The 26,475-nt window shown below is 70.5% G+C and carries 28 protein-coding genes; 5 read left to right on the top strand and 23 right to left on the bottom strand.

Translation table 11 applies throughout. The annotated features are described in order from the left end of the window. Positions 1-53 precede the first annotated feature (53 nt). The 4 genes from OOZ19_RS05860 to OOZ19_RS05845 all read right to left on the bottom strand — a co-directional run bounded on the left by OOZ19_RS05860 (position 54) and on the right by OOZ19_RS05845 (position 3,839). The gene (locus OOZ19_RS05860; RefSeq protein WP_266088965.1) at positions 54-1,571 is read right to left on the bottom strand and encodes a sodium:solute symporter family protein; all 1,518 of its coding nucleotides are present in this window, start codon (positions 1,569-1,571) and stop codon (positions 54-56) included. Then, positions 1,568-1,846, bottom strand: coding sequence for a hypothetical protein (locus OOZ19_RS05855; RefSeq protein ID WP_266088964.1), 279 nt, complete (start codon positions 1,844-1,846; stop codon positions 1,568-1,570). The genes OOZ19_RS05860 and OOZ19_RS05855 overlap by 4 nt, the downstream gene beginning before the upstream one ends. Positions 1,847-1,929: 83 nt before the next feature. Further along, positions 1,930-3,132: a CaiB/BaiF CoA transferase family protein gene (locus OOZ19_RS05850; protein WP_266088963.1), complete on the bottom strand. Its 1,203-nt coding sequence runs from the start codon at positions 3,130-3,132 to the stop codon at positions 1,930-1,932. Then, the gene (locus OOZ19_RS05845; RefSeq protein WP_266088962.1) at positions 3,129-3,839 is read right to left on the bottom strand and encodes a GntR family transcriptional regulator; all 711 of its coding nucleotides are present in this window, start codon (positions 3,837-3,839) and stop codon (positions 3,129-3,131) included. The genes OOZ19_RS05850 and OOZ19_RS05845 overlap by 4 nt, the downstream gene beginning before the upstream one ends. 298 nt (positions 3,840-4,137) lie before the next feature. Here OOZ19_RS05845 and OOZ19_RS05840 point away from each other — a divergent pair, with 298 nt between their 5' ends. Next, positions 4,138-5,046, top strand: coding sequence for a hydroxymethylglutaryl-CoA lyase (locus OOZ19_RS05840; RefSeq protein WP_266088961.1), 909 nt, complete (start codon positions 4,138-4,140; stop codon positions 5,044-5,046). A gap of 48 nt (positions 5,047-5,094) precedes the next feature. Here OOZ19_RS05840 and OOZ19_RS05835 read toward each other — a convergent pair whose 3' ends face one another. From OOZ19_RS05835 to OOZ19_RS05780, 12 genes are all read right to left on the bottom strand, one after another. After that, a complete protein-coding gene (locus tag OOZ19_RS05835) occupies positions 5,095-5,547 on the bottom strand; it encodes a MaoC family dehydratase (RefSeq protein ID WP_266088960.1) in 453 nt (150 codons plus the stop codon). A gap of 44 nt (positions 5,548-5,591) precedes the next feature. Continuing rightward, a complete protein-coding gene (locus OOZ19_RS05830; RefSeq protein WP_266088959.1) occupies positions 5,592-6,695 on the bottom strand; it encodes an acyl-CoA dehydrogenase family protein in 1,104 nt (367 codons plus the stop codon). Beyond that, on the bottom strand, positions 6,692-7,870 hold the full coding sequence (locus tag OOZ19_RS05825; RefSeq protein ID WP_266088958.1) for an acyl-CoA dehydrogenase family protein: 1,179 nt from the start codon (positions 7,868-7,870) through the stop codon (positions 6,692-6,694). Before OOZ19_RS05825 ends, OOZ19_RS05830 begins: the two co-directional genes overlap by 4 nt. A 279-nt stretch (positions 7,871-8,149) precedes the next feature. Beyond that, positions 8,150-8,902: a 3-oxoacyl-ACP reductase FabG gene (fabG, locus tag OOZ19_RS05820; RefSeq protein WP_266088957.1), complete on the bottom strand. Its 753-nt coding sequence runs from the start codon at positions 8,900-8,902 to the stop codon at positions 8,150-8,152. Between the two features lie 186 nt (positions 8,903-9,088). Next, positions 9,089-10,297 (bottom strand): acyl-CoA dehydrogenase family protein, encoded by a 1,209-nt coding sequence (locus OOZ19_RS05815; protein WP_266088956.1) that lies wholly within the window; start codon positions 10,295-10,297, stop codon positions 9,089-9,091. 1 nt (position 10,298) lies between these two features. Further along, positions 10,299-11,327, bottom strand: a complete 1,029-nt coding sequence (locus OOZ19_RS05810) for a phosphotransferase family protein (protein ID WP_266088955.1) — start codon at positions 11,325-11,327, stop codon at positions 10,299-10,301. After that, a complete protein-coding gene (locus OOZ19_RS05805; protein ID WP_266088954.1) occupies positions 11,324-11,995 on the bottom strand; it encodes an HAD family hydrolase in 672 nt (223 codons plus the stop codon). Before OOZ19_RS05805 ends, OOZ19_RS05810 begins: the two co-directional genes overlap by 4 nt. 325 nt (positions 11,996-12,320) lie before the next feature. Then, the gene (locus tag OOZ19_RS05800) at positions 12,321-13,211 is read right to left on the bottom strand and encodes a TIGR03619 family F420-dependent LLM class oxidoreductase (RefSeq protein WP_266088953.1); all 891 of its coding nucleotides are present in this window, start codon (positions 13,209-13,211) and stop codon (positions 12,321-12,323) included. Between the two features lie 13 nt (positions 13,212-13,224). Then, the gene (locus OOZ19_RS05795) at positions 13,225-13,908 is read right to left on the bottom strand and encodes an HNH endonuclease family protein (RefSeq protein WP_266088952.1); all 684 of its coding nucleotides are present in this window, start codon (positions 13,906-13,908) and stop codon (positions 13,225-13,227) included. A gap of 82 nt (positions 13,909-13,990) precedes the next feature. Beyond that, complete coding sequence (locus OOZ19_RS05790) at positions 13,991-14,518, bottom strand: DinB family protein (protein ID WP_266088951.1); 528 nt, start codon at positions 14,516-14,518, stop codon at positions 13,991-13,993. Positions 14,519-14,638: 120 nt separating this feature from the next. Then, positions 14,639-15,196: a GNAT family N-acetyltransferase gene (locus tag OOZ19_RS05785; protein ID WP_266088950.1), complete on the bottom strand. Its 558-nt coding sequence runs from the start codon at positions 15,194-15,196 to the stop codon at positions 14,639-14,641. Further along, the gene (locus OOZ19_RS05780) at positions 15,189-16,601 is read right to left on the bottom strand and encodes a helix-turn-helix domain-containing protein (protein ID WP_266088949.1); all 1,413 of its coding nucleotides are present in this window, start codon (positions 16,599-16,601) and stop codon (positions 15,189-15,191) included. The genes OOZ19_RS05785 and OOZ19_RS05780 overlap by 8 nt, the downstream gene beginning before the upstream one ends. 347 nt (positions 16,602-16,948) lie before the next feature. Here OOZ19_RS05780 and OOZ19_RS05775 point away from each other — a divergent pair, with 347 nt between their 5' ends. Next, positions 16,949-17,176 (top strand): hypothetical protein, encoded by a 228-nt coding sequence (locus OOZ19_RS05775; RefSeq protein WP_266088948.1) that lies wholly within the window; start codon positions 16,949-16,951, stop codon positions 17,174-17,176. 613 nt (positions 17,177-17,789) lie between these two features. Here the strand turns inward: OOZ19_RS05775 and OOZ19_RS05770 are convergent. Continuing rightward, positions 17,790-18,581: a siderophore-interacting protein gene (locus OOZ19_RS05770; RefSeq protein ID WP_266088947.1), complete on the bottom strand. Its 792-nt coding sequence runs from the start codon at positions 18,579-18,581 to the stop codon at positions 17,790-17,792. Positions 18,582-18,610: 29 nt separating this feature from the next. Continuing rightward, the gene (locus OOZ19_RS05765) at positions 18,611-19,519 is read right to left on the bottom strand and encodes a PDR/VanB family oxidoreductase (protein WP_266088946.1); all 909 of its coding nucleotides are present in this window, start codon (positions 19,517-19,519) and stop codon (positions 18,611-18,613) included. 337 nt (positions 19,520-19,856) lie between these two features. On the opposite strand from OOZ19_RS05765, the gene OOZ19_RS05760 reads away from it, so the two are divergent. Then, positions 19,857-20,597 carry an AAA family ATPase gene (locus OOZ19_RS05760; protein WP_266088945.1) on the top strand — a complete coding sequence of 247 codons (741 nt, stop codon included), beginning with the start codon at positions 19,857-19,859 and terminating at the stop codon, positions 20,595-20,597. A 14-nt stretch (positions 20,598-20,611) separates the two neighbouring features. Here the strand turns inward: OOZ19_RS05760 and OOZ19_RS05755 are convergent, their stop codons facing one another. The 4 genes from OOZ19_RS05755 to OOZ19_RS05740 all read right to left on the bottom strand — a co-directional run bounded on the left by OOZ19_RS05755 (position 20,612) and on the right by OOZ19_RS05740 (position 23,740). Continuing rightward, entirely contained in the window at positions 20,612-21,388 is a 777-nt protein-coding gene (locus OOZ19_RS05755) for an MBL fold metallo-hydrolase (RefSeq protein WP_266088944.1), read from the bottom strand. A gap of 110 nt (positions 21,389-21,498) precedes the next feature. Continuing rightward, positions 21,499-22,176: a TetR/AcrR family transcriptional regulator gene (locus OOZ19_RS05750; protein WP_266088943.1), complete on the bottom strand. Its 678-nt coding sequence runs from the start codon at positions 22,174-22,176 to the stop codon at positions 21,499-21,501. A gap of 44 nt (positions 22,177-22,220) precedes the next feature. Then, positions 22,221-22,673, bottom strand: a complete 453-nt coding sequence (locus OOZ19_RS05745; RefSeq protein ID WP_266088942.1) for an ester cyclase — start codon at positions 22,671-22,673, stop codon at positions 22,221-22,223. Between the two features lie 206 nt (positions 22,674-22,879). Continuing rightward, positions 22,880-23,740, bottom strand: coding sequence for a helix-turn-helix transcriptional regulator (locus OOZ19_RS05740; protein ID WP_266088941.1), 861 nt, complete (start codon positions 23,738-23,740; stop codon positions 22,880-22,882). 167 nt (positions 23,741-23,907) lie between these two features. Between OOZ19_RS05740 and OOZ19_RS05735 the strand changes: the two genes are divergently transcribed. Then, a complete protein-coding gene (locus OOZ19_RS05735; protein WP_266088940.1) occupies positions 23,908-24,816 on the top strand; it encodes an alpha/beta hydrolase in 909 nt (302 codons plus the stop codon). A 21-nt stretch (positions 24,817-24,837) separates the two neighbouring features. Here the strand turns inward: OOZ19_RS05735 and OOZ19_RS05730 are convergent, their stop codons facing one another. Continuing rightward, positions 24,838-25,401: a TetR/AcrR family transcriptional regulator gene (locus OOZ19_RS05730; RefSeq protein WP_266088939.1), complete on the bottom strand. Its 564-nt coding sequence runs from the start codon at positions 25,399-25,401 to the stop codon at positions 24,838-24,840. Between the two features lie 71 nt (positions 25,402-25,472). Between OOZ19_RS05730 and OOZ19_RS05725 the strand changes: the two genes are divergently transcribed. Beyond that, complete coding sequence (locus OOZ19_RS05725) at positions 25,473-26,462, top strand: amidohydrolase family protein (RefSeq protein WP_266088938.1); 990 nt, start codon at positions 25,473-25,475, stop codon at positions 26,460-26,462. The last annotated feature ends 13 nt before the right edge of the window (positions 26,463-26,475 follow it).

The raw sequence follows: 26,475 nt of genomic DNA, 5'->3' as shown, positions 1-26,475 counted from the left end.
GTCCTCACGAGGAAGCCGCTGAGAACCAGCGGGTGGTCGCCTTGCTCCGGTGCTCACTGCTCAGCGGCTCCGCCGCTGACGAGAGGGGGAGCGAACCCGCGCGGAACGGACTCCTCCGTCGGCGCGGGCACTAGCAGCGAGCCGACGGTGCAGATCGCCACGTTGAGCCCGAGCCCGACCAGCCCGCCGGGCACCCCGTAGAACGGGCCCAGGTCGAGCACGGTCAGCAGTCCCGCCAGCCCGGCGCCGGCGATCATGCCCCAGAACGCGGGCGCTGCCGCCATCCGCCGCCAGTACAGGCCGAGGATGAACACCGGCGCGAGCTGCACGATCAGCTCGAACTTGAGCACGAAGATGTTGTACAGCGTGCTCGGCGGGTTCCAGGCCAGCGCCAGCAGCAGCGCGACGGCGACGATCCCGGCGACCTTGCCGACCAGCACCTGCTTGTACTCGGAGGCGCGCGGGTTCAGGTAGCGGCCGTAGACGTCCCGCGAGATCACCGCGGAGAAGCTCAGCAGCGCCGAGTCCGCGGTGGACACGATCGCCGCGATCACGCCGCCGAACAGCAGGATCATGGTGATGTAGAAGAACAGGTTGATCCCGGCGACCTCGTTGGCGATCACGCCGACGAGCTGCTCGGAGCCGGTTTCGGACAGTCCGGGGAACAGCTGGATGCCGATGATGCCGACGAGGAAGACGACTCCGGTGGTCACCAGCGGCATCCACGCCATGATCGCCAGCGAGCGCTTGAGGGTGCGTTCGGAGCGCGCGGCGTAGATCCGCTGGATGGCGTGCGGGTACACCGCGGCGCCCAGCCCGATCATGATGATCATCGACAGCCAGTTCACCGAGTCCTCGCGGGCGGGCACGCCGGCCTTCTCCGGGGCGGTCTCCACCAGGTGCCGGGTGACCCCGGCGACGTCGCCGTCGACCAGGTACAGCGCGCCGCCGAGTAGCACCGCGGTCCCGATCAGCAGGGCGATCCCCTGCATGACGTCGGTGAACGCGACCGCGCGCATCCCGCCGGTCCACGAGTAGATCAGCATGACGAGCACGAACACGACCACGCCGAGCTGGTACGGCACCGTCTCCCCGGTGAGCCCGGCGATGCCCTGGCCCATCGCGACCAGCTGCTCCAGCAGGTAGTTCGCCAGGCCCCACAGCATCAGCAGCGCCACCAGCACCGAGAGCTTCGTCGAGCGGAAGCGGTGGCGCACCCAGTCGGTCGGCGTGACGAAGCCTTCGCGCTTGGCGATGACGTAGAGCCGGGGAGCGAACAGCAGGTACCCGCCGATGACGGCGATCATGAACGGAACCGACTGCCACCACAGGAATCCAGACCGGTAGGCCTCCGGCGCGTACCCCACGATGGAGTTGCCGCTGTACTGCGTCGCGTAGAGCGTGAAGAACAGCGCGGTGAAGCCGAGCCCGCCGCCACCGAGGTAGTAGCCGCGCACGCTCTTGCCCGCTTCGGCGCCCTTGCCCGCGAAGAACCCGATGACCAGCATGACCACCGCGTAGGTGATCAGCACGATGATGCCGCTGAGCCCGGCGAAGCTGAGTCCGGTCATGCCGCGCTCCGATCCTCGGCGCGGGCGGCTTCCTCCGCGGGTTCCGCGAGGTTCCACCAGCGCAGGCACATCCAGCTGGTCAGCGCGGCGAACACCAGCGTCGCGAGCACCGAGATCGCCAGCCACGCGGGTATGCCGAACACGAGCGGCCGAACCAGGCCGGGCGCGAGGTAGAGCGGGATGCCGGCCAGCACGCTGACCGCGAGCGCGACCCACAACCAGGGGTGGCGGATCGGTTCGCGCAGCGGGCGGTCGGCGGATCGTCGTTGATCCATCGTGGTCTCTCCTGTTCGCGGAGGAGTGGTCCGGTCGGCCGGGTCAGATCACCTTCGCCTCGCGCCAGCGCGCGAGCTGCGGGTCAGATCACCTTCGCCTCGCGCCAGCGCGCGAGCTGCCGGGCGTCGGCGCCGAGCAGCGCGCCGTACACCTCGTCGTTGTGCTCACCGAGTTCCGGTCCGAGGCCGCGCACCTCGCCGGGCGTGTCGGACAGCCGCGGCACCACGTTCTGCATCGGGAACTCGCCCAGCTCGGGGTGCATCAGCCGCACGATCGCCTTGCGCGCGGCGAAGTGCGGGTCCTCGGCCATGTCGGCGGCCGTGTAGACCCGGCCCGCGGGCACGCCCGCCTCGTGCAGCCGGTCCAGCAGCTCGTCCGTCGGCAGCGTGCGGGTCCACGCGGAGATCAGCTCGTCGAGTTCGCGCTGCCGCTCGCCGCGCGCGCTGTGGGTGCCGAGCTCGTCCTCGGCGGCCAGCTCCGGGCGGTCCATCGCCGCGCACAGGCGGGTGAACACGGTGTCCCGGTTCGCGCCGATGATCACTTCGGCGCCGTCGGCGGTGGGGTAGGCGTTGCTGGGGGCGATGCCCGGCAGGATCGCGCCGGTGCGTTCGCGGCGGTGCCCGGCGAGCTGCCACTCCGGCAGTAGCGACTCCATGAACGCCAGCACCGCCTCGTAGATCGCGGTGTCCACGACCTGCCCGCGGCCGGTGCGCTGGCGCGCGTGCAGCGCCATCATCGCGCCCAGCGCGGAGAACGTGCCCGCCAACGAGTCGCCGAGCGAGATCCCGGTGCGGCTCGGCGGCCGGTCCGCCTCACCGGTGACGTGGCGCAGGCCGCCCATGGCCTCGCCGATGGAACCGAACCCGGCGCGTCCCGAGTACGGCCCGTCTTGGCCGTAGCCGGTGACGCGCACCAGCACCAACCCGGGGTTGATCTCGTGCAGCGCCTCCGGGGACAGGCCCCAGCGCTCCAGCGTGCCGGGGCGGAAGTTCTCCACCAGCACGTCGGCCTGCGCCACCAGCTCGCGCAGGATGCGCTGGCCCTCGGCGGAACGCAGGTCGCACGTCACGGACTTCTTGCCGCGCGCGATGACCGGCCAGGACAGCGACGTGCCTTCGCTGTGCACGCCCCATTCGCGCATCGGGTCGCCGCGGGCGGGATCTTCGACCTTGATGACCTCGGCGCCGAAGTCGGCGAGCAGCTGGCCGCAGAACGGCCCGGCGATCAGCGAACCGGTCTCGACGACGCGCAGGTCGGCCAACGGTCCGGGAGGAGAGGCGGTCACTGGCCCTGCCTTTCGTCGGGAGTGCGCTGTACGGGGGATTCCGCGTCGTGCTCGGGTGCGGAGGTGCCGCCGGGCGGGGTCCGGCCCAGCGAGGAGCGGGCCGCGCGCAGGTGCGACTGCATCACCGCGTTCGCCCAGTCCCCGTCGCCCGCCGCGATGGCGTCGACGAGTTCGCGGTGCTGTGCGAAGCTGCGGTCCAGCTCGGCGGCCGTGTACTGGTGGAAGGTCCGGCGCACTAGCGGCACGTCGATGACGCGGGACAGCAGGTCCGGCAGCAGGCGGCGCCCGCCCGCGCGGTGCACGGCGCGGTGGAACTCCATGTTCAGCCGGGTGATCTGCTCGTAGCCGGAGTCGTCGAGGTCGTGCAGCAGGTGTTCCATCTGCTCGCAGAGCTCGCGCAGCGCGGCGACGTCGGTGTCGCCGCGTTCGGCGGCGCGGCGGGCGGCGTGCGATTCGAGCAGGCAGCGCAGGTCGAACAGCTCGTCCACGTCCTCGTCCTCGAACCGCACGACCTCGGCGCCGCGGTGCGGGACGAGCCGCACCAGCCCGTCGGCCTCCAAGCGGCGCAGCGCTTCCCGCACGGGCGTGCGGCTGAGCCCGAAGGTCTCGGCGAGCTCTTCCTCCCGCAGCCGGGTGCCCGCCGGGCGCGCACCGGTGAGGATCGCCTGGCGCAGATCCGAGTACGCCCGCGTCGCGGCCTGTGACACGGTCCACCTCCTGGCTCGAATTGTGTACAAAGTAGCCACCGGGTCCAGGTGAATCAAGGGGCTGGACGCTTGAATGCAGGGAGGTGCACGATGCGAGGATCAGGATTGTGTACGAAAGTGGGGCGGTGAGCTGCCGCCGCAACCCGGTTGTGGGCGGAGCCGCCACCTGCGGGCTCCCGCGATTTCACGAGAGCTCGGACGATCGAAACGTCGCGACCAGGGGTTCCGCGGGTCGGGTCGTTCGATTTCTCGCGAAATCGCGGAGGGGTCAACGTTGGCGCGAAAGGGAGGCGTGGGGATGCGAGCAGGTTTTCCGGGGCAGGTCGAGGTCGTCGAAGTGGGGCCGCGCGACGGGCTGCAGAACGAGGCGACGTTGCTGCCCGCCGCGATGAAGGTCGAGCTGATCGAACGCGCCATCGCCGCCGGGGTGCGGCGCATCGAAGCGGTGTCCTTCGCGCATCCGCGCCGGGTGCCGCAGATGGCCGACGCCGAGCAGGTGATGGCCGCCGTGCCGCGCCGCGAGGACGTGAGCTACATCGGCCTGGTGCTCAACGGCCGCGGTTTCGACCGGGCGCTGGAGGCCGGCGTCGACGAGGTGAACGTGGTCGTCGTCGCCACCGACACCTTCAGCGAGCGCAACCAGGGGATGAGCACCGAGCAGGGCCTCGCGCTGTGGTCGGAGCTCGCGGCTCGGGCGCACCGGGAGGGGATCCGGCCGACGGTGACGATCGCCGCCTCCTTCGGATGTCCTTTCGAGGGAACGGTTTCCGCCGCGCACGTCGCCGAGCTGGCGCGCCGCATCGCGGACTCGGGTCCCGCCGAGATCGCGCTCGCCGACACCATCGGCGCCGGCGTCCCGACCCAGGTGGTGGACCTGCTGGCGCGCACCCGCGAGGTGGCGCCCGCCGTCCCGTTGCGCTGCCACTTCCACAACACCCGCAACACCGGCTACGCCAACGCCGTCGCCGCGTTCCAGGAAGGCGCCGCGACGCTGGACGCGAGCGTCGGCGGCATCGGCGGGTGTCCGTTCGCGCCGAACGCCACCGGCAACATCGCCACCGAGGACCTGGAGTACCTGCTCGCCGGAATGGGCGTGCGCACCGGCCTGGACGGGCCGGCGCTGGCCGAGACGGGCACGTGGATCGGCGAGCGGCTGGGCAAGGAAGTGCCCGCCCTGCTCGGCAGGGCGGGCACGTTCCCCGGCTGAACACCCGCCCCCCCCGGACCGCTGCGCGATGCGGCCGGGGGAGGGTGCTCAGAACAGCACGCGGGTGAGACCTTGGGCGACGCAGGCGGGTTTGTCCGCGCCCTCGATCTCCACCGTGGACTCGACGGTGAGCTGCAGGCCGCCGTCGATCTCGGTGATCTCGGCGAGCCTCGTGCGCGAGCGGACCCGCGCGCCGACCCGCACCGGGTTCGGGAACCGCACCTTGTTCAGCCCGTAGTTGATGCCCATCTTGACGTTCTCGAACCGGTAGGTCTGCGCGTTGAGCGCCGACAGCAGGCTCAGCGTGAGGAAGCCGTGCGCGATGGTCCCGCCGAACGGGCCCTGCGCCGCGCGGTCGGCGTCCACGTGAATCCACTGGTGGTCCAACGTGGCGTCGGCGAACCCGTCCACCTGCTCCTGGGTGATCGTCAGCCAGTCGCTCGTCCCGAGCTCTGCTCCGAGCGCCTCGTGGACTTCGGTCGGGCTGGTGAAGACTCGCATTCGTACTCCTGTTGCGACGAGGGTCGAGTTGTCCGGGAGGCCGTTCAGGCCGACGGCAGGCCGACGAGCTCGGCGATGCGGGCGCGGTGGTGTTCGGCGGTGCCGAAGGTGAGCTGGGCGCTCTTGGCCCGGCCCAGGTAGAGGTGGATGGGGTGTTCCCAGGTCATGCCGATGCCGCCGTGCAGCTGGAGGGATTCCTCCACGGCCAGCACCGCCAGGTCCGAGCAGTAGGCCTGGGCGAGAGCGACCGCGAGTTCCGCCTCCGCGTCGACATCGCCGCCGGTGAAGGCGTCGGCGGCGTTGCGGGAGGTGGCTCGGGCGGTGCTCACGCCGGACCACAGGTCCGCCAGCCGGTGCTTGACCGCCTGGAACGAGCCGATCTGACGGCCGAACTGGTAGCGGGTCCGCACGTATTCCACTGTGGAATCGAGGTTGTGCTGGGCGAGGCCGACCTGTTCGGCGGCCAGCACTCCGGCCGCGGTGAGCAACGCCCGCCGCAGCACCGGAGCCGCGTCCGCCGCGACCAGCCAGGCCTGGGCCCCGGTCAGCTCCAGCGTGCCGAACCGCCGCGTCAGGTCCAGCGGCGTCACCGGAGTCCGGGCGACTCCGGCGTCGGCGGTGTCCACCAGGTACAGGCCGGTGCCGTCCGCGCCGGTCGCGGGCACCAGCACCCGGTCGGCGACCTCCAGGTCCACAACGGCGGTCGCGGTTCCGGTCAGCGCCCCGCCTTCCACCCGCACGGTGGGCTCGATCCGCGCGGACGGCCGGGTGGCGAGCCCGACGGCGAGGGTCGTCACCAGCGTTCCCGCGCCGATCTCGGCGATCGGCTCGGTCGCATCGGCCGCGGTCAGCGCGGCGGTGGCGAGCACGGTGCCGAGGAACGGCACGGGCGCCACGGAGCGGCCGAGTTCCTCGGCCACCACGGCGAGTTCGCGGACTCCGGCTCCGCCGCCCCCGAGCTCCTCGGGCACCGCGAGCGTGGCCACGCCCAGCTCACCGGCCAGCGTTCGCCACAGCGCCAGGTCGTAGGGCTCGTCGGATTCGCAGCGGGCGAGCACGGTGCTCACCTCGCAGCGGTCCCGCAGCACGCGGCGCACCGCGGCGCGCAGGTCCTCCTCGACCTCGGTGTAGAGCAGGTCGGTGCTCATCGCGGCAGCTCCTTCCACGGCACGTCCTTGTCCGTGCGGATTTCCGGCGGCAGCCCCAGCACCCGCTCGGCGATGACGTTGCGCAGCACCTCGGAGGTGCCGCCCTCGATGGAGTTGCCCTTCGCCCGCAGGTACCGGTAGCCGGGGTCGCGGCCGGTGAAGTCGACGGTCTCCGGGCGGCGCTGCGTCCAGTCCCCGTAGGCGAGGCCCTGCTCGCCGAGCAGTTCCAGTTCGAAGCCGGAGATTTCCTGGTTGAGCCGGGAGAACGCCAGCTTCACCGCGGACCCTTCCGGCCCGGGGGTGCCGACGGCGAGCTGCTGGCGCAGCCGCTGCCCGGTGAGCCGGGTCGCCTCCGCCTCCACCCACAGCCGCAGCAGCCGGTCGTGCGCACCGGGAGTCCGCACCTCGGGGTCGTCGCGCCATTCCCGCGCGACCACGCCGATCATGCCGGACTCGCGCCCGGTGTTGCCGCCGCCGATGGCGACGCGCTCGTTCATCAAGGTGCCCATCGCGACCTGCCAGCCTTGGCCGATCTCGCCGAGCCGCTGGGAATCGGGGATGCGCACCCCGTTGAGGAACACCTCGTTGAACTCGGCCTCGCCGGTGATCTGGCGCAGCGGGCGCACTTCCACGTCGGGGTCGGTCATGTCGCACACGAAGTACGACAGGCCCTTGTGCTTCGGCGCGTCCGGGTCGCTGCGGGCCACCAGGATCGCCCACTTCGCCTTGTGCGCGAACGAGGTCCACACCTTCTGGCCGTCGACGATCCAGTCGTCGCCGTCGCGCACCGCGCGGGTCGCGAGCGCCGCCAGGTCCGAGCCGGCACCCGGTTCGCTGAACAGCTGGCACCAGATCTCCTCGCCCGTCCACAGCGGGCGGAGGTAGCGGGCGCGCTGCTCGTCGGTGCCGAAGCGCAGGATCGTGGGCGCGGCCATGCCGAGCCCGATCCCGTTGCGCGACGGGGCGTTGTCCGGCGCTCCCGCGGCGGCGAACTCCGCGTCGACGACGGTCTGCAACTCGCGCGGCGCGTCCCGGCCGCCGAGCCCGGCCGGGTAGTTCACCCACGCGAGCCCGGCGTCGAACCGGGCCCGCAGGAACTCCAGCCGGTCACCACCGGGATCGTGCTCGGCGAGGAAATCCCGCACTGCGGCGCGCAGTTCGGCTGCGTCGGTCATCTCAGCACTCCTTCGTGCTCGTGCCGGGGTTGCTCTTGCGCTGCTGGGGACGACTCCGAGCACGTCCGCGTTCCAGGCGAGCCGGGTTCCTCGTCCGTGTCTCGTCAGCGGCGGAGCCGCCCAGCAGCGACCGCCAGAGCAAGACGACCACCGGCGGGTACTCAGCGGTTTCCCCGCGAGGACGGCGATGTCCCCCGTGGCGGAGATCGGTCCCGCGGCGAGGAAACCGCTGGAGGTTCCGCCACCCGGACACCTACGCGGATCCTGCAAGAGGAGCAGTCAGTCGCGGGGGCCGCCCGCCACGTACAGGACCTGGCCGGAGACGAAGCCGGAGCGCTCGTCGAGGAAGAAGGAGGCGGCGTTGGCGATGTCGTCCGGCTCACCGGCGCGGGCCACCGGGATGGTCGAGACGGCGGCCTTCGAGAAGTCCTCGAAGGAGGCACCGACGCGCTCGGCGGTCGCCTTGGTCATGTCGGTGGCGATGAAGCCGGGCGCGATGGCGTTCGCGGTGACGCCGAACTTGCCGAGCTCGATCGCGAGCGTCTTGGTCAGGCCCTGCAACCCCGCCTTCGCCGTGGAGTAGTTGGCCTGGCCGCGGTTGCCCAGCGCCGAGGTGCTGGACAGGTTCACGATGCGGCCCCACTTGGCCTCGACCATGTACTTCTGGGTGGCCCGGCTCATCAGGAACGCCCCGCGCAGGTGCACCGACATCACGGTGTCCCAGTCGGAGTCGGACATCTTGAACAGCATGTTGTCCCGCAGCACGCCCGCGTTGTTCACCAGCGCCACGGGCGCGCCGAGCTCGGCGGCGACCCGCTCCACGGCGGCGGTGACCTGGTCGGAGTCGCTGACGTCGGCCCCCACGGCCAGCGCCTTGCCGCCCGCGGACTCGATCGCCGACACCGTCTCGGCGCACTGCTGCTCGTCGAGGTCGATCACCGCCACGGCGAACCCGTCCTGGGCGAGCCGTTTCGCGGTGGCCGCACCGATCCCACGGGCGGCACCGGTGACGATCGCGGTCTTCTGCGGCATGGTTCCCTCACTTCGTCGTCGGGTTTCCAGATGGTGACGAGTTTTGCAAAGTCTTCGTCGTCTTGTCAGCGGCGGAGCCGCTGAGCAGTGACCAGCTTGAGCAGGCCGACCACCGGCGGGTTCTCAGCGAGGAACCCGCTGAGGTTCCGCTGGACGACCCCCGCGCAGGTCACTCTGGCAGGATCTTCAGCGGTACTGCTTGAGTTCGCGGCGGGCGAGGGAGCGGCGGTGCACCTCGTCCGGGCCGTCCACGATGTGCAGGGTGCGGGCGTGCGCGTACAGCGAAGCCAGCGGCGTGTCCTGGCTGACACCGGCCGCGCCGTGCGCCTGGATGGCGCGATCCACGATGCGCGTCACCATCTCCGGCACCGACACCTTGATCGACTGGATCTCGGTGTGCGCGCCCTTGTTGCCGACGGTGTCCATCAGCCACGCAGTCTTCAGCGTGAGCAGCCGGTTCGTCTCGATGCTGATGCGCGCGTCGGCGATCCACTGCTGCACCACGCCCTGATCGGCGATGGGACCGCCGAACGCGGTGCGCCGCAGGGTGCGCCGGCACATGAGCTCCAGGGCGCGTTCGGCCATGCCGATGGCGCGCATGCAGTGGTGGATGCGCCCCGGACCGAGCCGGGCCTGCGCGATGGCGAAGCCCTCGCCTTCCCCGGAGATGATGTTCTCGGCCGGGACCCGCACGTTGTCGAACACGATCTCGGCGTGCCCGCCGTGGTCGCCGTCGTGGTAGCCGAACACGTGCATGCCGCGCTTGATCCGCACACCGGGCGTGTCGACGGGCACCAGGATCTGGCTCTGCTGGCGGTGCCGCTGCGCGTCCGGATCGGACTTGCCCATCACGATGAGGATCTTGCAACGCGGGCTCATCGCCCCGGACGACCACCACTTGCGGCCGTTGATGACGTAGGAGTCGCCGTCGCGCTCGATGCGGGTGCCGATGTTGGTGGCGTCCGAGGACGCCACCTCCGGTTCGGTCATGCAGAACGCGGACCGGATCTCCCCGGCCAGCAGGGGATCAAGCCACTGCTCGCGCTGCGCCTCGGTGCCGAACTCCGTCAGCACCTCCATGTTGCCGGTGTCCGGCGCGGAGCAGTTGAACACCTCGGGAGCCAGGTGCGGGCTGCGCCCCATGATCTCGGCCAGCGGCGCGTACTGGAGGTTCGTCAGCCCCGCGCCGTGCTCGCCGGGCAGGAACAGGTTCCACAGGCCCGCGTCCTTGGCCTTCGCCTTGAGGTCCTCGATGATCGGTGCGTGCGCCCACGGGTCCACGGAGGCGGCGAGCTGCTCGTGCAGCACCGGCTCCGCCGGGTAGATGTGCTCCTCCATGAATTCCGCGAGCCTGCCGCGGAACTCCTCGGTGCGGGCGTCGTAGCCGAAGTCCATGTCATGCCTCCTCGTCGAGTGCGGACAGGCCCTGGGAGACCAGGTGTGGGACCAGCGCCCCGATGTGCTCGAAGCCGTCGCCGACGGTCTGTCCGTGGGCGTAGCGGTAGTGGATGCCTTCGCTGATCACCGCGAGCTTGAAGAAGCCGAACGCCCGGTACCACTCCACATCGGACAGATCGATCCCGCTGCGCTCGGCGTAGCGCTGCCACAGCTCGCGCACCGGCGGGAAGTCGTACTCCGGCCCGATGCCCTTGGCGATGGGGTTGTTCTCGATGCCGTCGAGCCCTTCCCAGTACACGGCCAGCAACCCCACGTCGGTGAGCGGATCGCCGAGCGTCGCCATCTCCCAGTCCAGCACCGCGCTGATCTCCAGCGAGTCCCCGACCAGCACGTTGTCCAGCCGGTAGTCGCCGTGCACGATCCCGGTGCGCCGGGTGGCCGGGACCCGCGCGCCGAGCAGCTCGGCGAGCCGGTCGATGTCGGCGAGTTCACGGCTGCGGGACGCGGCGAGCTGTTTGCTCCAGCGGCGGACCTGGCGCTCCAGGAAGCCGTCCGGACGCCCGAAGTCGCCCAGCCCGACCTGCTCCGGGTCCAGCGTGTGCAGGTCGGCGAGCACGTCGATCAGCCGCAGCGACAAGTCCCGGCGCTGCTCGACGCTCAGGTTCGCGGTGAGCTCGGGGGAGCGGTACACGGTCCCCGGCACGTGCTCCATCACGTAGAACGGGGCGCCCAGCACGCCGTCGTCCTGGCACATCAGGTGCGTGCGCGGCACCGGCACCGAGGTGCCCGCCAGCGCCGACATCACCCGGTGCTCGCGGCTCATGTCGTGCGCGGTCGCCAGCACGTGCCCCAACGGAGGCCGGCGCACCACCCAGCTCTGCGCCCCGTCGCCGACGACGTAGGTGAGGTTCGAACGCCCGCCTTGCACGAGCTGCCCGGTCAGCGGCCCGGAAACGAGGCCCGGCAGTTCGCGGTCGAGGTGCTCGCGCAACCGGGTGAGGTCGAGTCCGGGCAGGTCGTCGCTCATTCGGTCTCCTCCGCGATGTCGGGTCCTAGCCGTGGCAGCAGTCCGCCGAGTTCGGCGCGCGTCTTGGCGGCGTCGGTGTGCAGCACGCCGCGCAGCCCGAGCTCCTCGGCGGCCTCGATGTTCGGTGCGCCGTCGTCGACGAACACGGCCTCCTGCGGGCGCAGGCCGAGCCGGTCCAAGGTGAGCTCGTAGATCCGCGGGTCCGGCTTGCGCAAGCCCACCTCGCTGGAGATGACGGCCAGCTCGAACAGCCCGTTCAAGGTGTCCCACGGGTAGTTGTTGCCCCAGCTGTTCGACAGCAGCGCCGTGCGCTGACCTGCTTCGCGCAAGTCGGCGACCAGCCGGTGCATCGCGTCGTCCGGCCGCATGTACGAGAACATCCGCGCCATCAGCCCGTCCGGCGCGACGGGTTCGTCGTCCACGGTGTGCAGCCGCGCCGCGAGCAGCCGGTCGAACTCGGCGCCGGAGATCTCGCCCGTCTCCAAGCGGTGGATCGGCGTGCCCGATGGGGCGCTGCGGGACAGCCATTCCTTGAGCGCGGCGGAGAACGTCTCCGGCTTGATCCGCTCGGCGCGGGTCCACGCGTTGATCGCGACCCGGCCCTGCGTGGTGAGCACCCCGCCGTAGTCGAAGATCACCGCTTTGATCGAGGGGTCGCTGGACACCATGACTCGGACCGTACCGACTAGCCGGTATGTCCGCTAGACCCTGGAGCGGGGTTCGGGCTCGTTTTGCTTGTGTCCGGGTGGCGGAACCTCAGCTGTCTTCTCGCTGCGGGACGTTTTCCCGAGTGGCTCCGCCACGAGGGAAAAAGCCGTCTCCGCGAGAGACCGGCTGAGAACCCGCGGGTGGCCGGCTTTTCAGCGTGCGCTGGCGCGCACACGGGCGCGGCCTTCGGCCGCAGGGCAGGCTGGCTTCGCCGCCCACTGCACGGCTTCGCCGCAGGGCAGCTCTTCGCCGCAGAGCATGGTTCTGCCGTGGGTGGACCGGGCGTCAGGGGGTGAAGGTGCTGTGGAAGCGGGCGGCGTTGTCGAGGAGTTCGGGGACCGTGGTGCAGGTGAACTGGAGGTCGATGAACGCTTCCTCGACGCCGAGTTCGGCGGCGGCGTGCAGGTAGTCCACGATCTGCTCCACGGGGCCTTGCACGGGGCGGGAACCGGGTGGGCCGAGTTCGGGGTTCACCCGCAGCACCGTCCGGACCGGGGCGAGCCCGGCGTCGCGGGGGTGTTCGCGCAGCGCGCGAAGCATGCGGCCGAGGGCGTCCAGCGGCAGTGCGATCGCCAGCCAGCCGTCCGCGCGGCGCGCGATGCGGCGCAGCGCCGCATCCGAGCCGCCGCCGAGGTAGACGGGGATCTTGCGCTGCGGTTTCGGCTGGAAGTCGCCCGCGCTGATCGTCCAGAACCGGCCGCGGTGCTCGATCGGATCCGGGCCCCACGCCGCGCCGAGCACGTCGAGGGTCTCGTCCAGCCGCGCGCCGCGTTCCGTCCACGGCACCCCGGCGGCGTTGTACTCGTCGCGGGACCAGCTCAGCCCCAGCCCGGCGATGAGCCGGCCGGAGCTGAGCAGGTCGAGCCCGGTGAGGCCGCGGGCCAGCTGGATCGGCGAGTGCAGCGGGGCGCTGAGCGTGCTTGTGCCCAGCCGGGGCAGCGTGGTGGCGGTGGCCGCGATGCTCAACGTCAGCAGCGGGTCGAGCCCGGCCCGCATCTGCGCGGGCATCGTCCCGTCCCCGCCGGGGTAGGGCGTCAGCAGCTCGTACGGGGCGTGCACCCGCTCCCCGGCCCAGAGGCTGGCGAAACCCATGGCCTCGGCCTCCGCGGCGACGGTGCGCACGTGGTCCGGGTGCGCGAACGTCCCGAACTGCGGAAGTCCCAACCCCAAGCGCATCCTCGCGCTCCTCTCAGCCGCAGGTGGCGAGCATCTCCTGCAACGCCGACTTCTCGGCGGTGGTGATGGACAGGCCGTACGAGTGCTTCACGGTGACCCAGTCCGTGGAGTACTCGCACCACGCGGACTCGATGGGCCGCCACTTCGACGGGTCCTTGTCGCCCTTCGACCGGTTGGAGCGCTTGTCGGCGGCGACGAGCTGCGGGATGTCCATGTCGTTGGCGAACTGCTCGCGGCGTTCGTCGGTCCACTCGTCGGCGCCGCTTCGCCACGCGTTGGCCAGCGGCACCATGTGGTCGATGTCGACGTCGGAGTCGTCGGCGACGGTCTCGCCGCTGTAGGTGCTGACCCAGCTGCCCGACGTCGACTCGCAGGAGTTGTTCACCTGCACGTTCTCCCCGTCGCGGCGCAGCACCGCTTCGCGGGTGTTGCAGTTCTTCCCCGCGTCCGGCGCGGGGATCCAGTGCTCGAAGCTGTCGCGGGAGTAGCCGTCCATGGAGCCTTCGGGTTCGACCTTGAGCTCCGCGAGCTGCCCGGTCGCCTCGCCCGCCGACGCGGTGCTGGTCGCGGAGTCGGTGGCGAGCACCCGGTCCAGCAGGCCGGATTCGAACACCAACCAGCCGCCCCCGATGATCACGGCGGCCACGACGGTGATCCACACCGGTGTGCGTTGCTTCTTCTGTTGCCCTGTCGACATGCTCGCTCCGGCTCCGGTGTGACTGTGCGCAGCCCATTCGATCACGGAGCCCTCGGCGAGCAGTACCGCCGTGCGCGGGAGATCACGCCGTGGCGGAGGAGAACCGGTGCAGATCGCGCAGCAGGCCGACCTCACCGCCGTGGTGGAACAGCTCCCGGTTCAGGTGCAGCACGAGCGTCAGGTAGCTCCGGTCGGCGTACGGCCCTTCGGCCGCTCCGACGGGCTGCGACCAGCGCTCCGCGGGCATGGACCCGATGCCCTCGCGCCACAGCTCGTGGTGCCGGTCCAGGTGGGCGAGGGCGTCGGCGGCGCTGCTCGGGTAGTGGTGGTGGTCGATCCGGTAGGAGCCGTCGCCGAAGTGGTTCGAGACCCGCATCGCGAAGACGTGGTCGGCGATGTGGCACAGCCGCCAGGCGATCGTCGTGAACGGCGCCGGGTCGGGAGCGGGGAACGCGAAGTCGAACTCCCAGCCGCGTTCGGTCTCCCGCACCGACCAGCACCCGTCGACGGGTTCCCAGAAGTACTCCGCGTCGCTGAGCCCGTCCAGCCGAGGCCGCCACTGTCCCCAGTAGAGGTCGAGCTGATCCAGCGCCTCATCCCGAAAGTCCATGCACCGCAGCGTAATCCGCACCCCTGACGGTCCGCGGCTCGTCGAACGGGTCGGCCCGCCGTGGCCGCTCGACGTTGGCCCCCTGCGGGTTCCCGAGAGCGTGCGGGTTTGAAGGGGGGATCAGGGTCGGAGGTCTTTGAGCAGGATGTCGACCAGGGGGGAGCCGGGCTGCGGGTTGTGCTTCTGCGCCATCTTGCGCCATCCCCAGCTGGCGTAGGCGTGCTGAGCCGCGGTGGCGGCGGGCCGCACGGTCAGGGTCGCGCGTTGCTCGTGTCGACCGTTGAGAAGCTGGTCGTGGAGCCGGGTGGCGGCTCGCTGGCCCCGCCACGGTCGTCGGACGAGGAGTTCGGTCAGAGCGAAGGTGCGCCCCTCTGGTTCATCCGTGATCGACGGGTCGAGCTCACCGGTCAGGTCGCTCCACCACGGTGCGCCGGTCGGCATGGTGAAGCCGAAGCCGAAGCCCGCCACCTCGCCCGCTTCGGCGCGGGCGACGACGAGTGCGGCGCCCGCGCGCAGGTGTTGAACGCCGAACCGCTTCGTGAACAGGCGCACGTGTTCGTCGCCGTAGTGGTAGGGCGCTTCGGAGAAGGCGTCGCGATAAGCCTCCCCGAGCTCATCCTGGAGTTCTCCCGCCTGCTCGACCGGCACGCGCTGGATCGTGATCGCGGGTTCAGGCATGGATGTCGCTCACTTTCTGGTCGCTCTGGTGCAGGTGTTCGCTCAAGCGAGCCGAGAACGCTCGCACTACGGCCAGATCACCGTAACCGGCAGTGAGGGTCCGGCTGTGAACTCGCAGGCGGTGAATAGCCTGCGGGGAGCTGATCGCCATGGCTCGGGTCAAGGCTCGATCGGCGAGTTCGGTGGATTCCTCGGGTTCGCGTTGGGCCAGGCGTACTTTGCTCAAGCGCACATCATCGAACAGGCGGCTGCGCACCCTGTTCGCTGGACGAACGAGGGTGGCGTTGACCGCGTGGTGCTCGGCATCGGTGGCAGAAGACGTGGAGCGTCCTTCCCGAAGCGCGAGCTGGATGTAGGCGGAAGCGGCGAGACTGTCGAGTTCGGCTCGATCCATGTATCGATTCCAAGCTCGGTGGTCGGCCGGTGCCATCTGGTCGAACGCGTCCATCGCAGCATCGACGGACCGTCGAGTGCTGGTCGCGTCCTCGGAACCGAATCTGGCGTAGGTGCACGCCTCGTGTCCGAGCAGTTCAGCCCGAACGAGGGGGTTGGCGGTCCGGGGGAGGGTCGCCAATGCGGTTCTCACCAAGCCGAGGCTGTCGTCGTAGTTGCCAAGGCTCTTGGAAAGTTGCGCCATGTCACCCACGATCTTCGCCCCGAGTTCCACGTCCGTGGCCTGCTCGCACGCGCGAAGTGCGAAGAGAAAGTAGCGCTGTGCGCTGGCGGGCAGACTCGCGTCGTAGGTCATCCAGCCGACGAGTTGAGAGAGCTCGGCGGCGATGGTGAAGAGACGTCGTCGCTCGGAAGCCGGACGCCGATGTTGAATCGCATCGATGACACCGTGCAGTTGTCCTACGACCGCTTTGCGGTGGAGGCCGCCGTGGCCGGACGCGTCCCAGTGGCGAAAGAGCTCGACGGCGCGTTCCAATCCATCGATCTCCTCGGCCCCGATCTTTCCCGGTACCAAGGAGGTGAGCGGGGTGGAAGCCGCCCATCGGCGAACCGGAATCACGAGTGCTGCTCCGGTCAAGAGCGTCAGGTTCAGAAATGCTCGGCGTGAAGCCATGTCCTCGCCGATGAAGTCGCCGAGTTGCGCAAGTTCGACATCGTGCGGGTGCACTTGCTCGGCGTCAGGTTCGGGTGCCCGATGTGCGCCCTCATGGTCGCGAAGTTCGCGAAACCGCTCGGCCGCGTCAGCGTCAGCGTGCCGCAGAGCGGTGTCGAGCGCCGATTGCATCTCCGGAAGTGGGGTGATCCGAGTGCAGCGTGCTTCCCACTTGTTGACCGTTCGCGGGTTTACCCCGAGCAGGGCGGCGAAGTCGGTGACGGTAAGCCGCAAGGACTGGCGGAGCAACTTCGCTTCGAGTCCGGTCCAACGAGTAATGGTCACGTTCTGATGTTCCACGACGACTCCCCGTGAAATCCAGTCATCGGCGATCGCGTACGCCATAAGTGCGTGCCGGGTACGTCCCTAGGCCGTTCCGGGGAGGGCGAGCGCGCTGAATGCTGTGGGCACGGCGAATTCTTCGTCATCGAGGGTCCCGGCATGACGAGTTGGAGCCGTGCGGACACGAGGAACCGATTTGTACGAACAGGAGGCCATGTGCCATGAGGATGTCGACCAGGGGAGATGACCGTTGGGCAGACGGTCTGCGGGTCGAGCCACGTAGTCGGTTCCTTCCGCGAGCGCGCATCGGTCACCGTGACCGAGCCGTGAGCGGGCCGGTGCGGGTTCGGTTTCGGGGTGGAGTCGTGGGGGAGGCGCGGCGGGTGGTGCACGTGGCGACCGGGCCGTTTCTGGAGGAGTACCGCGCGATGTGCGATGCGGTGCTCGGGGTCGATGAGGTCGAGGTCCTCGACGGCGTCGTGGGAATGCCGTGCATGGCCTGTTCGCGGATTTTGGCTCTGGGAGAGGAGAACGCCGCAGGTGCTGCCGTGATCGAGGTCGGTTCGGTGCTGCGCGTGGAGCCTGGTCCATGAGTTCGGACTCGGTTCGTCGCCGGGCCTGGGTGACCTCCGAATGGTGCGGGACTTGGCACGTGGTCGCGCGGGACACGGCCGGGCCGGTGATCGTCGGGGCGTGCGGGCATCCGATTAGCGGGCGGACGCGGCGGATTCTCGACGTGCCGTTGCCGAGTGACGGGCGGGAAGTGTGCGGTTCGTGCGTCGCCGCGGTCGTAGGCGGGGCGGATCCGGAGCCGGTGCGCATCGCCGTGTTCCGCACCGCCTTGGCCGTCCTCGCCGAACGTCGTTCATTTCGTGCATCGCCCGAGCAGTGGGGCCCCTCGAACGCCGCGTGACGGCGGGAGATCCCCTGAACCGCGGCTCGCCGCCGTGCCCCGACCAGCGGTGAGCCGCGCCTCGCCGGAGGCGCTCGTGACCCCGGACCGCGAGCGCCCCGGCGAGGCACCCAGGCCGGCGTCCGGAAGCCCCGGCCGACGTCGGTCCCGGCCGAGCGGTGCCCACCCTCCCCCGCGCCGCTCGGCCGGTCCCGCTCGTGCGTCCCGATGCGGGACGTGAGCCGTGGCCCGCGCCATGAACGGAAGAGGTGGCCCCGGAGCGTGAGCGGGGGAGGAGTGCCGACGCTCCCCCCTCAGCCGGGGCTGGAGCGGCCGTGGCGCCAGTAGCCGAAGAACGCGATGTCGGACTTCGGCACGCCGTGCTCCTGCACCAGGTGGCGGCGCAGGCCGGTGGGCAGCTTGGTCTCGCCCGCGGTCCAGGTGTAGGAGCGGCCCGGTCGCAGCGGAGCTCGTTTCGCCGCCGCCAGCGCGAGAGTTCCGGGGAGGTCGCCGGCGCCGTCGCGGGCGAGCCATCGCACGTGGGCCCCTTCCGGCGCGATGATGTCGCGGCGGATGTCCCCGCTTTCCGGGACCTCCAGGAACACGTCCGCGACCAGCGATTCCGGGGCGTGCTCCAGGATCGCCAGGATCGCGGGCACCGCGCTCTCGTCTCCGGCCAGCAGCTGCCAGGCGGCGTCGGCCGGAGGCAGGTAGGTGATGCCCAGGTCGAAGATCCCCGCCCGATCTCCGGGGCGGGCTCGCCGGGCCCAGTCGGAGGCGGGTGCGTCGCCGTGCAGCGCGAACTCGATGTCCAGCTCGCCGCGCTCCGGGCGGATCCGGCGGATGGTGTAGTTGCGCACCCGCGGACGGCGCGACTTGGGCAGCAGGAGCAGTTCCGCCATCCACGCGTTGCCGGAGGAGACCGGCATCCGGAGCCGCTCCTGCCCGGCGCGGGGGAAGAACAGCCGCACCGCCTGGTCGTGCCCCATGTTCTCCAGATGCGCCAGTTCGGGGCCGCCGAGGGTGATGGTGGCGAAGTTCGGTGTCGTGCGGGTGTTCGCGAGCACTTCCAGCGTGATCATCTTGCGGGTCTCGGGCGCGCGCATCTTGGGGAGCATCGTCGTCCGCCTTCGGGTCACAGGTCCACGGTGAGAGCGGGGGATGAGGCGCGGGAGACGCAGGAGTACAGGCGGCCCGCCGGGGCGCCGATGTCGTCGCGGTGCTCGGGTTCTCCGTCCAGGACGGTGATTTCACAGCTGCCGCAGACGCCTTCGCGGCAGCCGGAGGGGATCCGGCTCCCGGCGTGGTTGAGCGCGTCCAGCATGGACTCGTCCGGCGGGACCTGCACCGTTCGTCCTGATCGGGCGCAGTGCACGTCGAAGGGCGTGTTCGGCGCGAATTCCTTGGTGGCGGGCCGGAATCGTTCGACGTGCAGGCGTTCGGCGGGGAACGCGGCCTCGGCGGCGTCGAGCATCGGTGCCGGTCCGCAGCAGTAGACCTGCGCGTCCGGGCTCAGCTCTGCGGCGAGCGCCGCGAAGTCCGGCCTGCCCTGCGCTTCGGTGGCGACCAGCCGCACCCGGTCGCCGTGCTCCGAGCGGAGTTCGGCGGCGAACGGCATGCTCTCGGCGGACTTCCCGGCGTACACCAAGGTGAACGCCGCGCCCGCTTCGGCGGCGGCGCGCAGCATCGGCGGCATCGGGGTGATGCCGATCCCGCCCGCGACGAACAAGTGCTCAGGCGCGGGGACGAGCGGGAAGTTGTTGCGCGGCAACGACACTTCGAGCTTCCGGCCCTCGCGCAGGAACAGGTGCACGTACTCCGAACCGCCGCGGCTGAGCCGGTCGAGCCGCACCGCGACCCGGTAGTGCTCCCGATCGGCCGGGTCGCCGCACAACGAGTACTGCCGGGTCAGCCAGTTCGGCAGCGACAGGTCGACGTGCGCGCCCGGCGTCCAGGGGGCCAGCGGGCCGTCCGCCCCGCGGAGTACGAGGGCGGCGACGTCGTCGGCGACCCGGTCCACGCGGTCGAGGATCGTGTGCTGCATGGGCGATTTCACCTTGGTCGAGTGCGGATCCCGAACGGATTCGAGGCGGATATGACCTTTATCTGTGCAGGTCATGGCTCAATTATGAGCAATTGTTCGCCTCGTGCGCTACTCGCTTTCGGGCGTCCGCGCCGGAGTCGCGGAGGCGCTGTGGAACCTGCCGCGTCAGCGCCTCGCCCAGGCCGGGCCCGACATGCTCGGCACCGGGTTCCGGTGACGGCTGCTCGCATTTCCCCCGGCGCGCCCGGTGGCTCTCCGCGTGGACCGGCCCGAGACGGGAACAGCGGCGCTGTGGCATCCTGGATCGAACAGTTGTGCGGTTTCCTCGGGAGGTGCGGTGTTCGTTCAGCGGGCGCGGGTCCGGACGGCCCGCCACCCCGAGACGTGGCGGTCGTGGCCGTTCTCGGTGCCGTGCGTGCGGGAGGTGGCCGAGCGCGGGATCACCTTCACCAAGCCCGTGACGATGCTGGTCGGCGAGAACGGCTCGGGGAAGTCGACGCTGGTCGAGGCCATCGCCGAAGGCTTCGGGCTCGACTCCTACGGCGGCAAGGCGGGCCGCAAGTACGCGAGCAACCGGCCCAAGACGCCGCTCGGCGAGGTGCTCGAACTGGAGACGACCTCCGCGGGCGCCAAGATGCGCGCCGGGTCGCGAACCGGGAAGCGCGGTTTCTTCCTGCGCGCGGAGACCGCGTTCGAGATGATCCGCAACCTCGCGGGAGCGCCCGGCTATTGGGACGCGGACACCGTCCGCATGAGCCACGGCGAAGGGTTCCTCGCCGTCTTCCACCACATGTTGCGGGCACGGGGTTTCTACGTGCTCGACGAGCCGGAGGCGGGTCTGTCGTTCAGCGCGTGCCTGCGGCTCGTGGCGCTGCTGCACGAGATCGGGGAATCCGGCGCGCAGGTCATCTGCGCCACCCACTCGCCGATCCTGGCTGGCGTGCCCGGCGCGGACGTCCTCGAAGTCGGCGAACACGGGCTGCGGCGGACGACGTGGGCGGACCTGGACCAGGTCGACCACTGGGCCCGCTACCTCGCGAACCCGGACGCCTACCTGCGCCACCTCGTCGACCCGTGACCTCCGGGAGGAGTTCAGCCCCGCATCTTCTCGAGCAGCACCGGATCGTGCGCGCAGATGATGGCCAGCTCCGGTTCGCCGCGCTGGTGGAGTTCGGCGAGGCGGGCGTGGTTGTCGCGGACCTTCGCCCGGTCGTGGGCGATGGCGGCCTCCTGCACGCGCAGCGCGGTGGGTGCCGAGCCGCCGTCGAGCGTGCTCCGGTGGAAGAACGCATCACCGGCGTGCAGCACCCAGTGCTCACCCGCGTCCACCGCGACGGCGGCATGCCCTCGGGTGTGGCCGGGCAGCGCGATGAGCACGATGCCGGGGGAGATGCCGGTGAGTTCCTTCGCCGCCGCGAAACCTCGCCACGCTTCGCCGTCCGGGCGGTGCTCGACGAGGTTCGGGCGGTGCGCCCATTGGGCGGAACGGTATCGGGACCGTTCCTGCCCGGACGACGGGCGCAGTGCCCCGGCGGCCTCGTCGGCGGTGAGGTGCACCTGGGCGTCCGGGAAGTCGGACAGGCCGCCGATGTGGTCGGAGTCGAAGTGTGTGAGAACGATGTGGCGCACGTCGTTCCGGCTGAAGCCGAGCCGTTCGACCTGGTGGGCCGCGGTCTCCTCGGGCGCCAACGCCGGGCGGTTCAGGTGTCGGATCATTCCGAGGCGCTGAGCCGGGGCCGCGATGTCCTGCAAGCCGAAACCGGTGTCGACGAGCGTCAGGCCGCCCTCGATCTCGATCAGCAGCACGTGGCAGATCAGCGGTGCGATCAGCGAGTGCATGGTGCCGCAGTTGAGGTGGTGCACTTTCACGGAGTCCTCATTTCTCACTGGGCCGATGAACGGGAACCGTTGGCGGAGAACCGATGCGCTCCTGTGCGCTCGTTCCGGCGACGTCGCGGACGGCGGTCAGCGAACTGTAGTCAACGGGAGAGATCAGGTGTGCCCGATCGCTCCGGATCCGGCGAGTCGGATCCGGAGCGCCGTCCTGCCAGCCGGGTGGTGATCAGCTGTTCGGCCTCCGCGCGGCAGGCGTCGAGATCGACGGTGTCGTCGAGCATCGACTCCAGCGCGACACCGCGCAGCATTCCGATGATCACGGTGGCCAGCCCGCCGGGAGTGACGGAGTCGGGGATCTCGCCGATGGCCTTGCCGCGTTCCAGGACCCGCGTGATCTCCTCGCGGAACACCCGGTCCGCCGAGATCATCGCCGGGCGCGCGTCCGCGGACGCGGTGGCCGCCGCGTCCGCCCACAGCAGCAGCCGCGCCCGGTTCGGGGCGGGGAGGTCGGCGAGGACGGCGAAGTACGTGCGGATCAGGTCCAGCGCCGCATCCTCCGTCGAGGCCGCCGGGGCATCCGGGCGCAGCACCTCCCGGAACCGGTCCGTCACCGAGTCGACGAGCCGCTCCATCAGCGCCGGTTTCGAACCGAAGTGGTGCGTCGCCAGGCCCCGGCTGTACCCGGCGCGTTCCCCGATGGCCGCCAGCGTCACCTTCGACGGGCCGACTTCGCCGATCAGCTCCGCCGCGGCGTCGAGCAGGCGCCGTTCGGCCTCGTCGCGCCGTTCTTCCTGGGAGCGGCGGGATTCGTGACGGCTCATCGGGGTTCCTCCTCGGCGGTGGTCCCGGGGCGGCGGCGCCGCGATCACAGGTCTTGGCCCACCCCGGCGAGCAGCTCGCCGCGGCCGATCTGGTTGACCAGGCTCGCGCTGTCGAAGTAGACGCGTTCGTTGACGATGCGGTCCTCCTCGAAGAAGAACACGGCGATGACCGGGACTCGGAAGGACTTGCCGGTCGGGGGCATGCCGTAGAACTCGCCGAGGTTGGTGCCGAGCAGGTCGAACTCGACGACGATCGTCTCGTCGGAGACGTGGGTGCGGACGTTGTCGTGGCGCTGGTCGGGGAACGCCTGGCGGGTCGTGCGGTAGTAGCCCATGACCTCGTCGGCGCCGTCGAAGACCTGGCCCGTGGCCATGATCTCGTAGTGCGGGTGCCCGTGGAACGTCTCCAGGGTGAGGTCGAACTCGTGGGTGACCTCGGTGTTCATGTGCTCGTCGATGATGGCGAGGCGGCGTGTGCGCAGGTCGTCGGAGATCATGGCTTCCTTCGGGGGGAGTTCGTGGCGGGGGTCCGCCGCCGGGTGTCGCTGCACGAGGACGACGACCGGCCGCGGAGTTCCCCGGCTCCGAAACTTACTAGTTGATCAACAAGTTACTCGCGCAGGGGTGTGCCGTCAACGAAGGCCGACGCTGCTCGACGGCCCGCGCCCCGGACCGCCTCGGTGCCCGGAAATCCCCGCGACGCCTAGCGTTCCGCCGTGGCGACCCCATCGCTCACGCGCGCGGCGAGCAGGCGCAGGCCGTCGTGGCCGGGAGTGCCGGGCTCCGCGGTCAACGTGATGAGCTGCTGGCCGGGGTCGGCGGCGCAGGTGAGCGTCGACCAGTCGAGCGTGAGATCTCCGGCGATCGGATGGCGCAGCCGCTTGGCGCCCTCGCTGCGCACGGCGACCTCGTGGGCACCCCACCACCGCAGGAAATCGGGATCCCGCGCCGAGAGCTCGCCGACCAGCTCGGCCAGCTCCGGATCGTCCGGATCCAGGGCGGCCTCCATGCGGAGCTGCGCCGCGCAGGCCTGGGCGGTGTACGCCCAATCCGGGTACAGCGCGCGGAAGGCCGGATCGGTGAACACCAGCCGCACGAAATTGCGCTCCTGCGGCGGAACCCGGGCGAAGTCGATGAACAGCGCGGCGGCCATCGGATTCCACGCGAGGACGTCCGTGCGGCGGCCCAGGACCACGGCCGGTGTGCTCGTGAGGTCGTCCAGCAGCCGCCGCAGCTGCGGCTGGGCCTCCCGCACGGCCCGTCGGCGCGGCCGGGCGGCGTCCTTGCCGGACAGCCCGAACAGGTAGGCGCGTTCGTCGTCCCCGAGCCGCAGGACTCTCGCGAGGGCGTCCAGCACCGGTTCGGAAGCCTGCCTGCGCCCCTGTTCCAGGCGGGTGTAGTGGTCGGTGCTGATCGACGTCAGCGCCGCCACTTCCTCCCGGCGCAGGCCCGTGACCCGCCGCCTGCCGGCGGTGCCGGGCAGCCCCACCGCGGCGGGGTTCAGCTCCTCGCGCCGGGCTCGGAGGAAATCGCCCAGTTCGCTGCGGTGCGCGGCGTCGTTCATGCGGACCAGTCTTCCAGCGAGCGTCAGGTGATGGAGGGCGTGCGGGTCCTGGGACAGCGCTGTCCTAGGACACGAGCGGCTCTTCTTCCGGCGTCCGACGCGGGTGAACCTCGATGGGCGGACGGCGTTTCAGCCGCCGCCTTCGAACCCTCCGCCGAAAGAAGCGCATGAAGACGTCAGTCACCTTCCCCAGCAACGGTCTCGCCATCGCCGGGGCCCTGTTCACCCCGGACGACCACACCGGTGCCCGGCTACCGGCGGTCGTCGTCTCCCATCCGGGCGGCGGCGTGAAGGAGCAGAGCCCGACGATCTACGGTGAACGCCTGGCTCGCGCCGGGTTCGCCGTGCTGGTTTTCGACGCCGCCTACCAGGGCGAGAGCGAAGGCGAACCGCGCGGCACGGAGGACCCCTCCCAGCGCGCCGAGGACATCCGCTCGGCGGTGAGCCACCTCGCCGCTCGTGCGGAGATCGATCCTGAGCGGATCGGGGCGCTGGGCATCTGCGCCTCTGGCGGCTACGTCCCCTACGCCGCGCAGACCGACCGGCGGATCAAGGCCGTGGCCACCGTGAGCGCAGCTGACTTCGGCAAAGTGATCCGCGAGGGCATCGACGGCAAGCAGGACCCCGCGGTGCTCGACGCCGTGCTCGCCCAGGCCGGGGCGGTGCGCACCGCTGAGGCGCGGGGCGAGCCGCTGCACCGGGTGCCGTGGGTCCCGGACGAGATGCGGGATTCCGAATCCCGCCAGGACCGGGAGACCTGGGAGTTCTACCGCACCGCGCGCGGCGCTCACCCGCGCGCCGGCGGCACCCGGTTGGTGCGCGACCTCGGCAGGGTCGCGCTGCACGACTCCTTCGCGCTGATGCGGCTGCTCGCGCCCCGGCCGCTGCTGATGATCGCCGGGTCGGAGGCGGAAACCGCGCACCACAGCCGGGAGGCGGTCGCGGCGGCGACGTCCCCGGCGGAGCTGTGCATCATCGAGGGCGCCACGCACGTGGACCTCTACGACCGGGACGAGTACGTCATCCCGGCGGTGACCAAGCTGATCGACTTCTACGGCGAACACCTCGCGGCCTGACCGACTCGGCGGCGTTCGCCTTCAGCGGGAGGGAACTTGGTCGACGTCGTCGCCGAGGGCCGCGGTGATCCACGGGCGGACGGTCTTCTCGACCTGCTGCTCGGAGATCTCGGCGAGCGCGTCGAGTCCGAGGAAGTGTCGCGCGATCGTGAGTCCGAGGATGCTGCTGACGGTCAGCGCCGCCCGCAGCTCGGCGTCCTCGCCGCCGCCGCGCGCGAGGTTCGCGGTCCGTTCGTTGAGGAAGTCGCGCATGGACGCCCTCGCCTCCGGAGCCGTGAGCATCGACCGCACGAGGGCGCGGGTTTCGGGTGGGAGCTCGCCGAGGCGGACGTCGACGACGTCGAAGAGGTGCCCGGCGACGTCGTCGCCGGTGCTGTCGCCGGGCAGCCGGATCGCGATGGCGAAGAGGTCGTTCTTCGATCCGTAGTGCTGGATGACGAGGGACGGGTCCACCCCGGCTCGCCGCGCGATCGAGCGGACGGTAGTGCCTTCGAGCCCGTGTTCGCCGAACTCGAACTGGGCGGCCTCGAGGATCTGCTGTGCGGTGGCGGCGCGTTTGGCCGCGCGCGTCTTCGGTTCGTCCACACGCTTCACTCTACAGTTGTTGAGCGAATCTGCTAGCCTCGCTCACCAGAGCATGAGCGAAAAGGGGCGCGTTGAGAGTCATCGCGATCGAAGAGCACTGGACCACCGAGGACATCGACCGAGCGCTGCGATCCCGACCGGCGGGTGAGCGGGACGACAGCCTGGCGCTGAACGACCGGGGCGACATCTCCGCGCGCCTGCTCGACATCGGTGCGCAGCGGATCGAGGCCATGGACGCGGCGGGAGTCGACGTGCAGATCCTTTCGATCGCCCCGCCGGGGACGCACGGCCTCCCGGTTCGCGAGGCGATCGAGCTGAGCCGCGACGCGAACGACCGGGTCAGCGAGGCCGTCGAACGCCGTCCGACCCGCCTGCGGGCGATGACGACGCTGCCGATGCCCGACCCGGACGCGGCGGTGGCCGAGCTGGAGCGAACCGCCGACGACCCCGCTCATGTCGGGATCATGTCCTACGGCCGCAGCGGCGAACGCCCGCTGGACGACCCCGCCAACGACGACCTGCTCGCGACTGCCGCGAAAGCGGGGAAGCCGATCTTCCTGCATCCCCAGATCCCGCCGAAGGCGGTCAGGGAGGCGTCCTACAGCGGGGTCGACCCGATGACCGACCTCGCGCTGGCCACCTTCGGCTGGGGATGGCACATCGAGGCCGGACTGGCGGCGTTGCGCCTCGTCGTGCGCGGCACCTTCGACCGGCACCCGGACCTGCAGATCGTCCTGGGGCACTGGGGCGAGATGCTGCTGTTCGCGCTGGACCGCGTCGACGGCCTCTCGAACGTCGCGACCCACCTCGAACGGCGCGTCGCCGACTACTTCTCGACCAACATCCACATCGCGACGAGCGGGATGCTCGCACCGCGCCTGCTCCGCCACGCGCTGGAGTACACGACCGCCGACCGGATCCTGTTCTCCGGCGACTACCCCTTCCACCGGCTCGACGCCACGGCCCTCGGCGGTTTCCTGCACGAGCTCCCCGACCCCGAAGACCAGCGGAAGATCGCGCACGCCAACGCCGAGTCGCTCTTCGGCCTCGCGAGGCCCTGAACCGGACTTGCTC

This window comes from Saccharopolyspora sp. NFXS83 (assembly GCF_026241095.1).
GTDB lineage: Bacteria > Actinomycetota > Actinomycetes > Mycobacteriales > Pseudonocardiaceae > Saccharopolyspora_C.
This window is presented reverse-complemented; position numbering and strand designations above follow the sequence as displayed.

What these genes read in the sequence shown, in the direction of transcription:
- OOZ19_RS05800 (WP_266088953.1), bottom strand. Translation starts at nt 13,211, where the DNA reads ATGCGCTTGGGGTTGGGACTTCCGCAGTTCGGGACGTTCGCGCACCCG.
- fabG (WP_266088957.1), bottom strand. Translation starts at nt 8,902, where the DNA reads ATGCCGCAGAAGACCGCGATCGTCACCGGTGCCGCCCGTGGGATCGGT.
- OOZ19_RS05825 (WP_266088958.1), bottom strand. Translation starts at nt 7,870, where the DNA reads ATGACCGACGCAGCCGAACTGCGCGCCGCAGTGCGGGATTTCCTCGCC.
- OOZ19_RS05810 (WP_266088955.1), bottom strand. Translation starts at nt 11,327, where the DNA reads ATGAGCGACGACCTGCCCGGACTCGACCTCACCCGGTTGCGCGAGCAC.
- OOZ19_RS05765 (WP_266088946.1), bottom strand. Translation starts at nt 19,519, where the DNA reads ATGCAGCACACGATCCTCGACCGCGTGGACCGGGTCGCCGACGACGTC.
- OOZ19_RS05795 (WP_266088952.1), bottom strand. Translation starts at nt 13,908, where the DNA reads ATGTCGACAGGGCAACAGAAGAAGCAACGCACACCGGTGTGGATCACC.
- OOZ19_RS05805 (WP_266088954.1), bottom strand. Translation starts at nt 11,995, where the DNA reads ATGGTGTCCAGCGACCCCTCGATCAAAGCGGTGATCTTCGACTACGGC.
- OOZ19_RS05830 (WP_266088959.1), bottom strand. Translation starts at nt 6,695, where the DNA reads ATGAGCACCGACCTGCTCTACACCGAGGTCGAGGAGGACCTGCGCGCC.
- OOZ19_RS05815 (WP_266088956.1), bottom strand. Translation starts at nt 10,297, where the DNA reads ATGGACTTCGGCTACGACGCCCGCACCGAGGAGTTCCGCGGCAGGCTC.
- OOZ19_RS05740 (WP_266088941.1), bottom strand. Translation starts at nt 23,740, where the DNA reads ATGAACGACGCCGCGCACCGCAGCGAACTGGGCGATTTCCTCCGAGCC.
- OOZ19_RS05835 (WP_266088960.1), bottom strand. Translation starts at nt 5,547, where the DNA reads ATGCGAGTCTTCACCAGCCCGACCGAAGTCCACGAGGCGCTCGGAGCA.
- OOZ19_RS05860 (WP_266088965.1), bottom strand. Translation starts at nt 1,571, where the DNA reads ATGACCGGACTCAGCTTCGCCGGGCTCAGCGGCATCATCGTGCTGATC.
- OOZ19_RS05840 (WP_266088961.1), top strand. Translation starts at nt 4,138, where the DNA reads ATGCGAGCAGGTTTTCCGGGGCAGGTCGAGGTCGTCGAAGTGGGGCCG.
- OOZ19_RS05770 (WP_266088947.1), bottom strand. Translation starts at nt 18,581, where the DNA reads ATGCGCGCGCCCGAGACCCGCAAGATGATCACGCTGGAAGTGCTCGCG.
- OOZ19_RS05855 (WP_266088964.1), bottom strand. Translation starts at nt 1,846, where the DNA reads ATGGATCAACGACGATCCGCCGACCGCCCGCTGCGCGAACCGATCCGC.
- OOZ19_RS05785 (WP_266088950.1), bottom strand. Translation starts at nt 15,196, where the DNA reads ATGCCTGAACCCGCGATCACGATCCAGCGCGTGCCGGTCGAGCAGGCG.
- OOZ19_RS05745 (WP_266088942.1), bottom strand. Translation starts at nt 22,673, where the DNA reads ATGATCTCCGACGACCTGCGCACACGCCGCCTCGCCATCATCGACGAG.
- OOZ19_RS05735 (WP_266088940.1), top strand. Translation starts at nt 23,908, where the DNA reads ATGAAGACGTCAGTCACCTTCCCCAGCAACGGTCTCGCCATCGCCGGG.
- OOZ19_RS05790 (WP_266088951.1), bottom strand. Translation starts at nt 14,518, where the DNA reads ATGGACTTTCGGGATGAGGCGCTGGATCAGCTCGACCTCTACTGGGGA.
- OOZ19_RS05750 (WP_266088943.1), bottom strand. Translation starts at nt 22,176, where the DNA reads ATGAGCCGTCACGAATCCCGCCGCTCCCAGGAAGAACGGCGCGACGAG.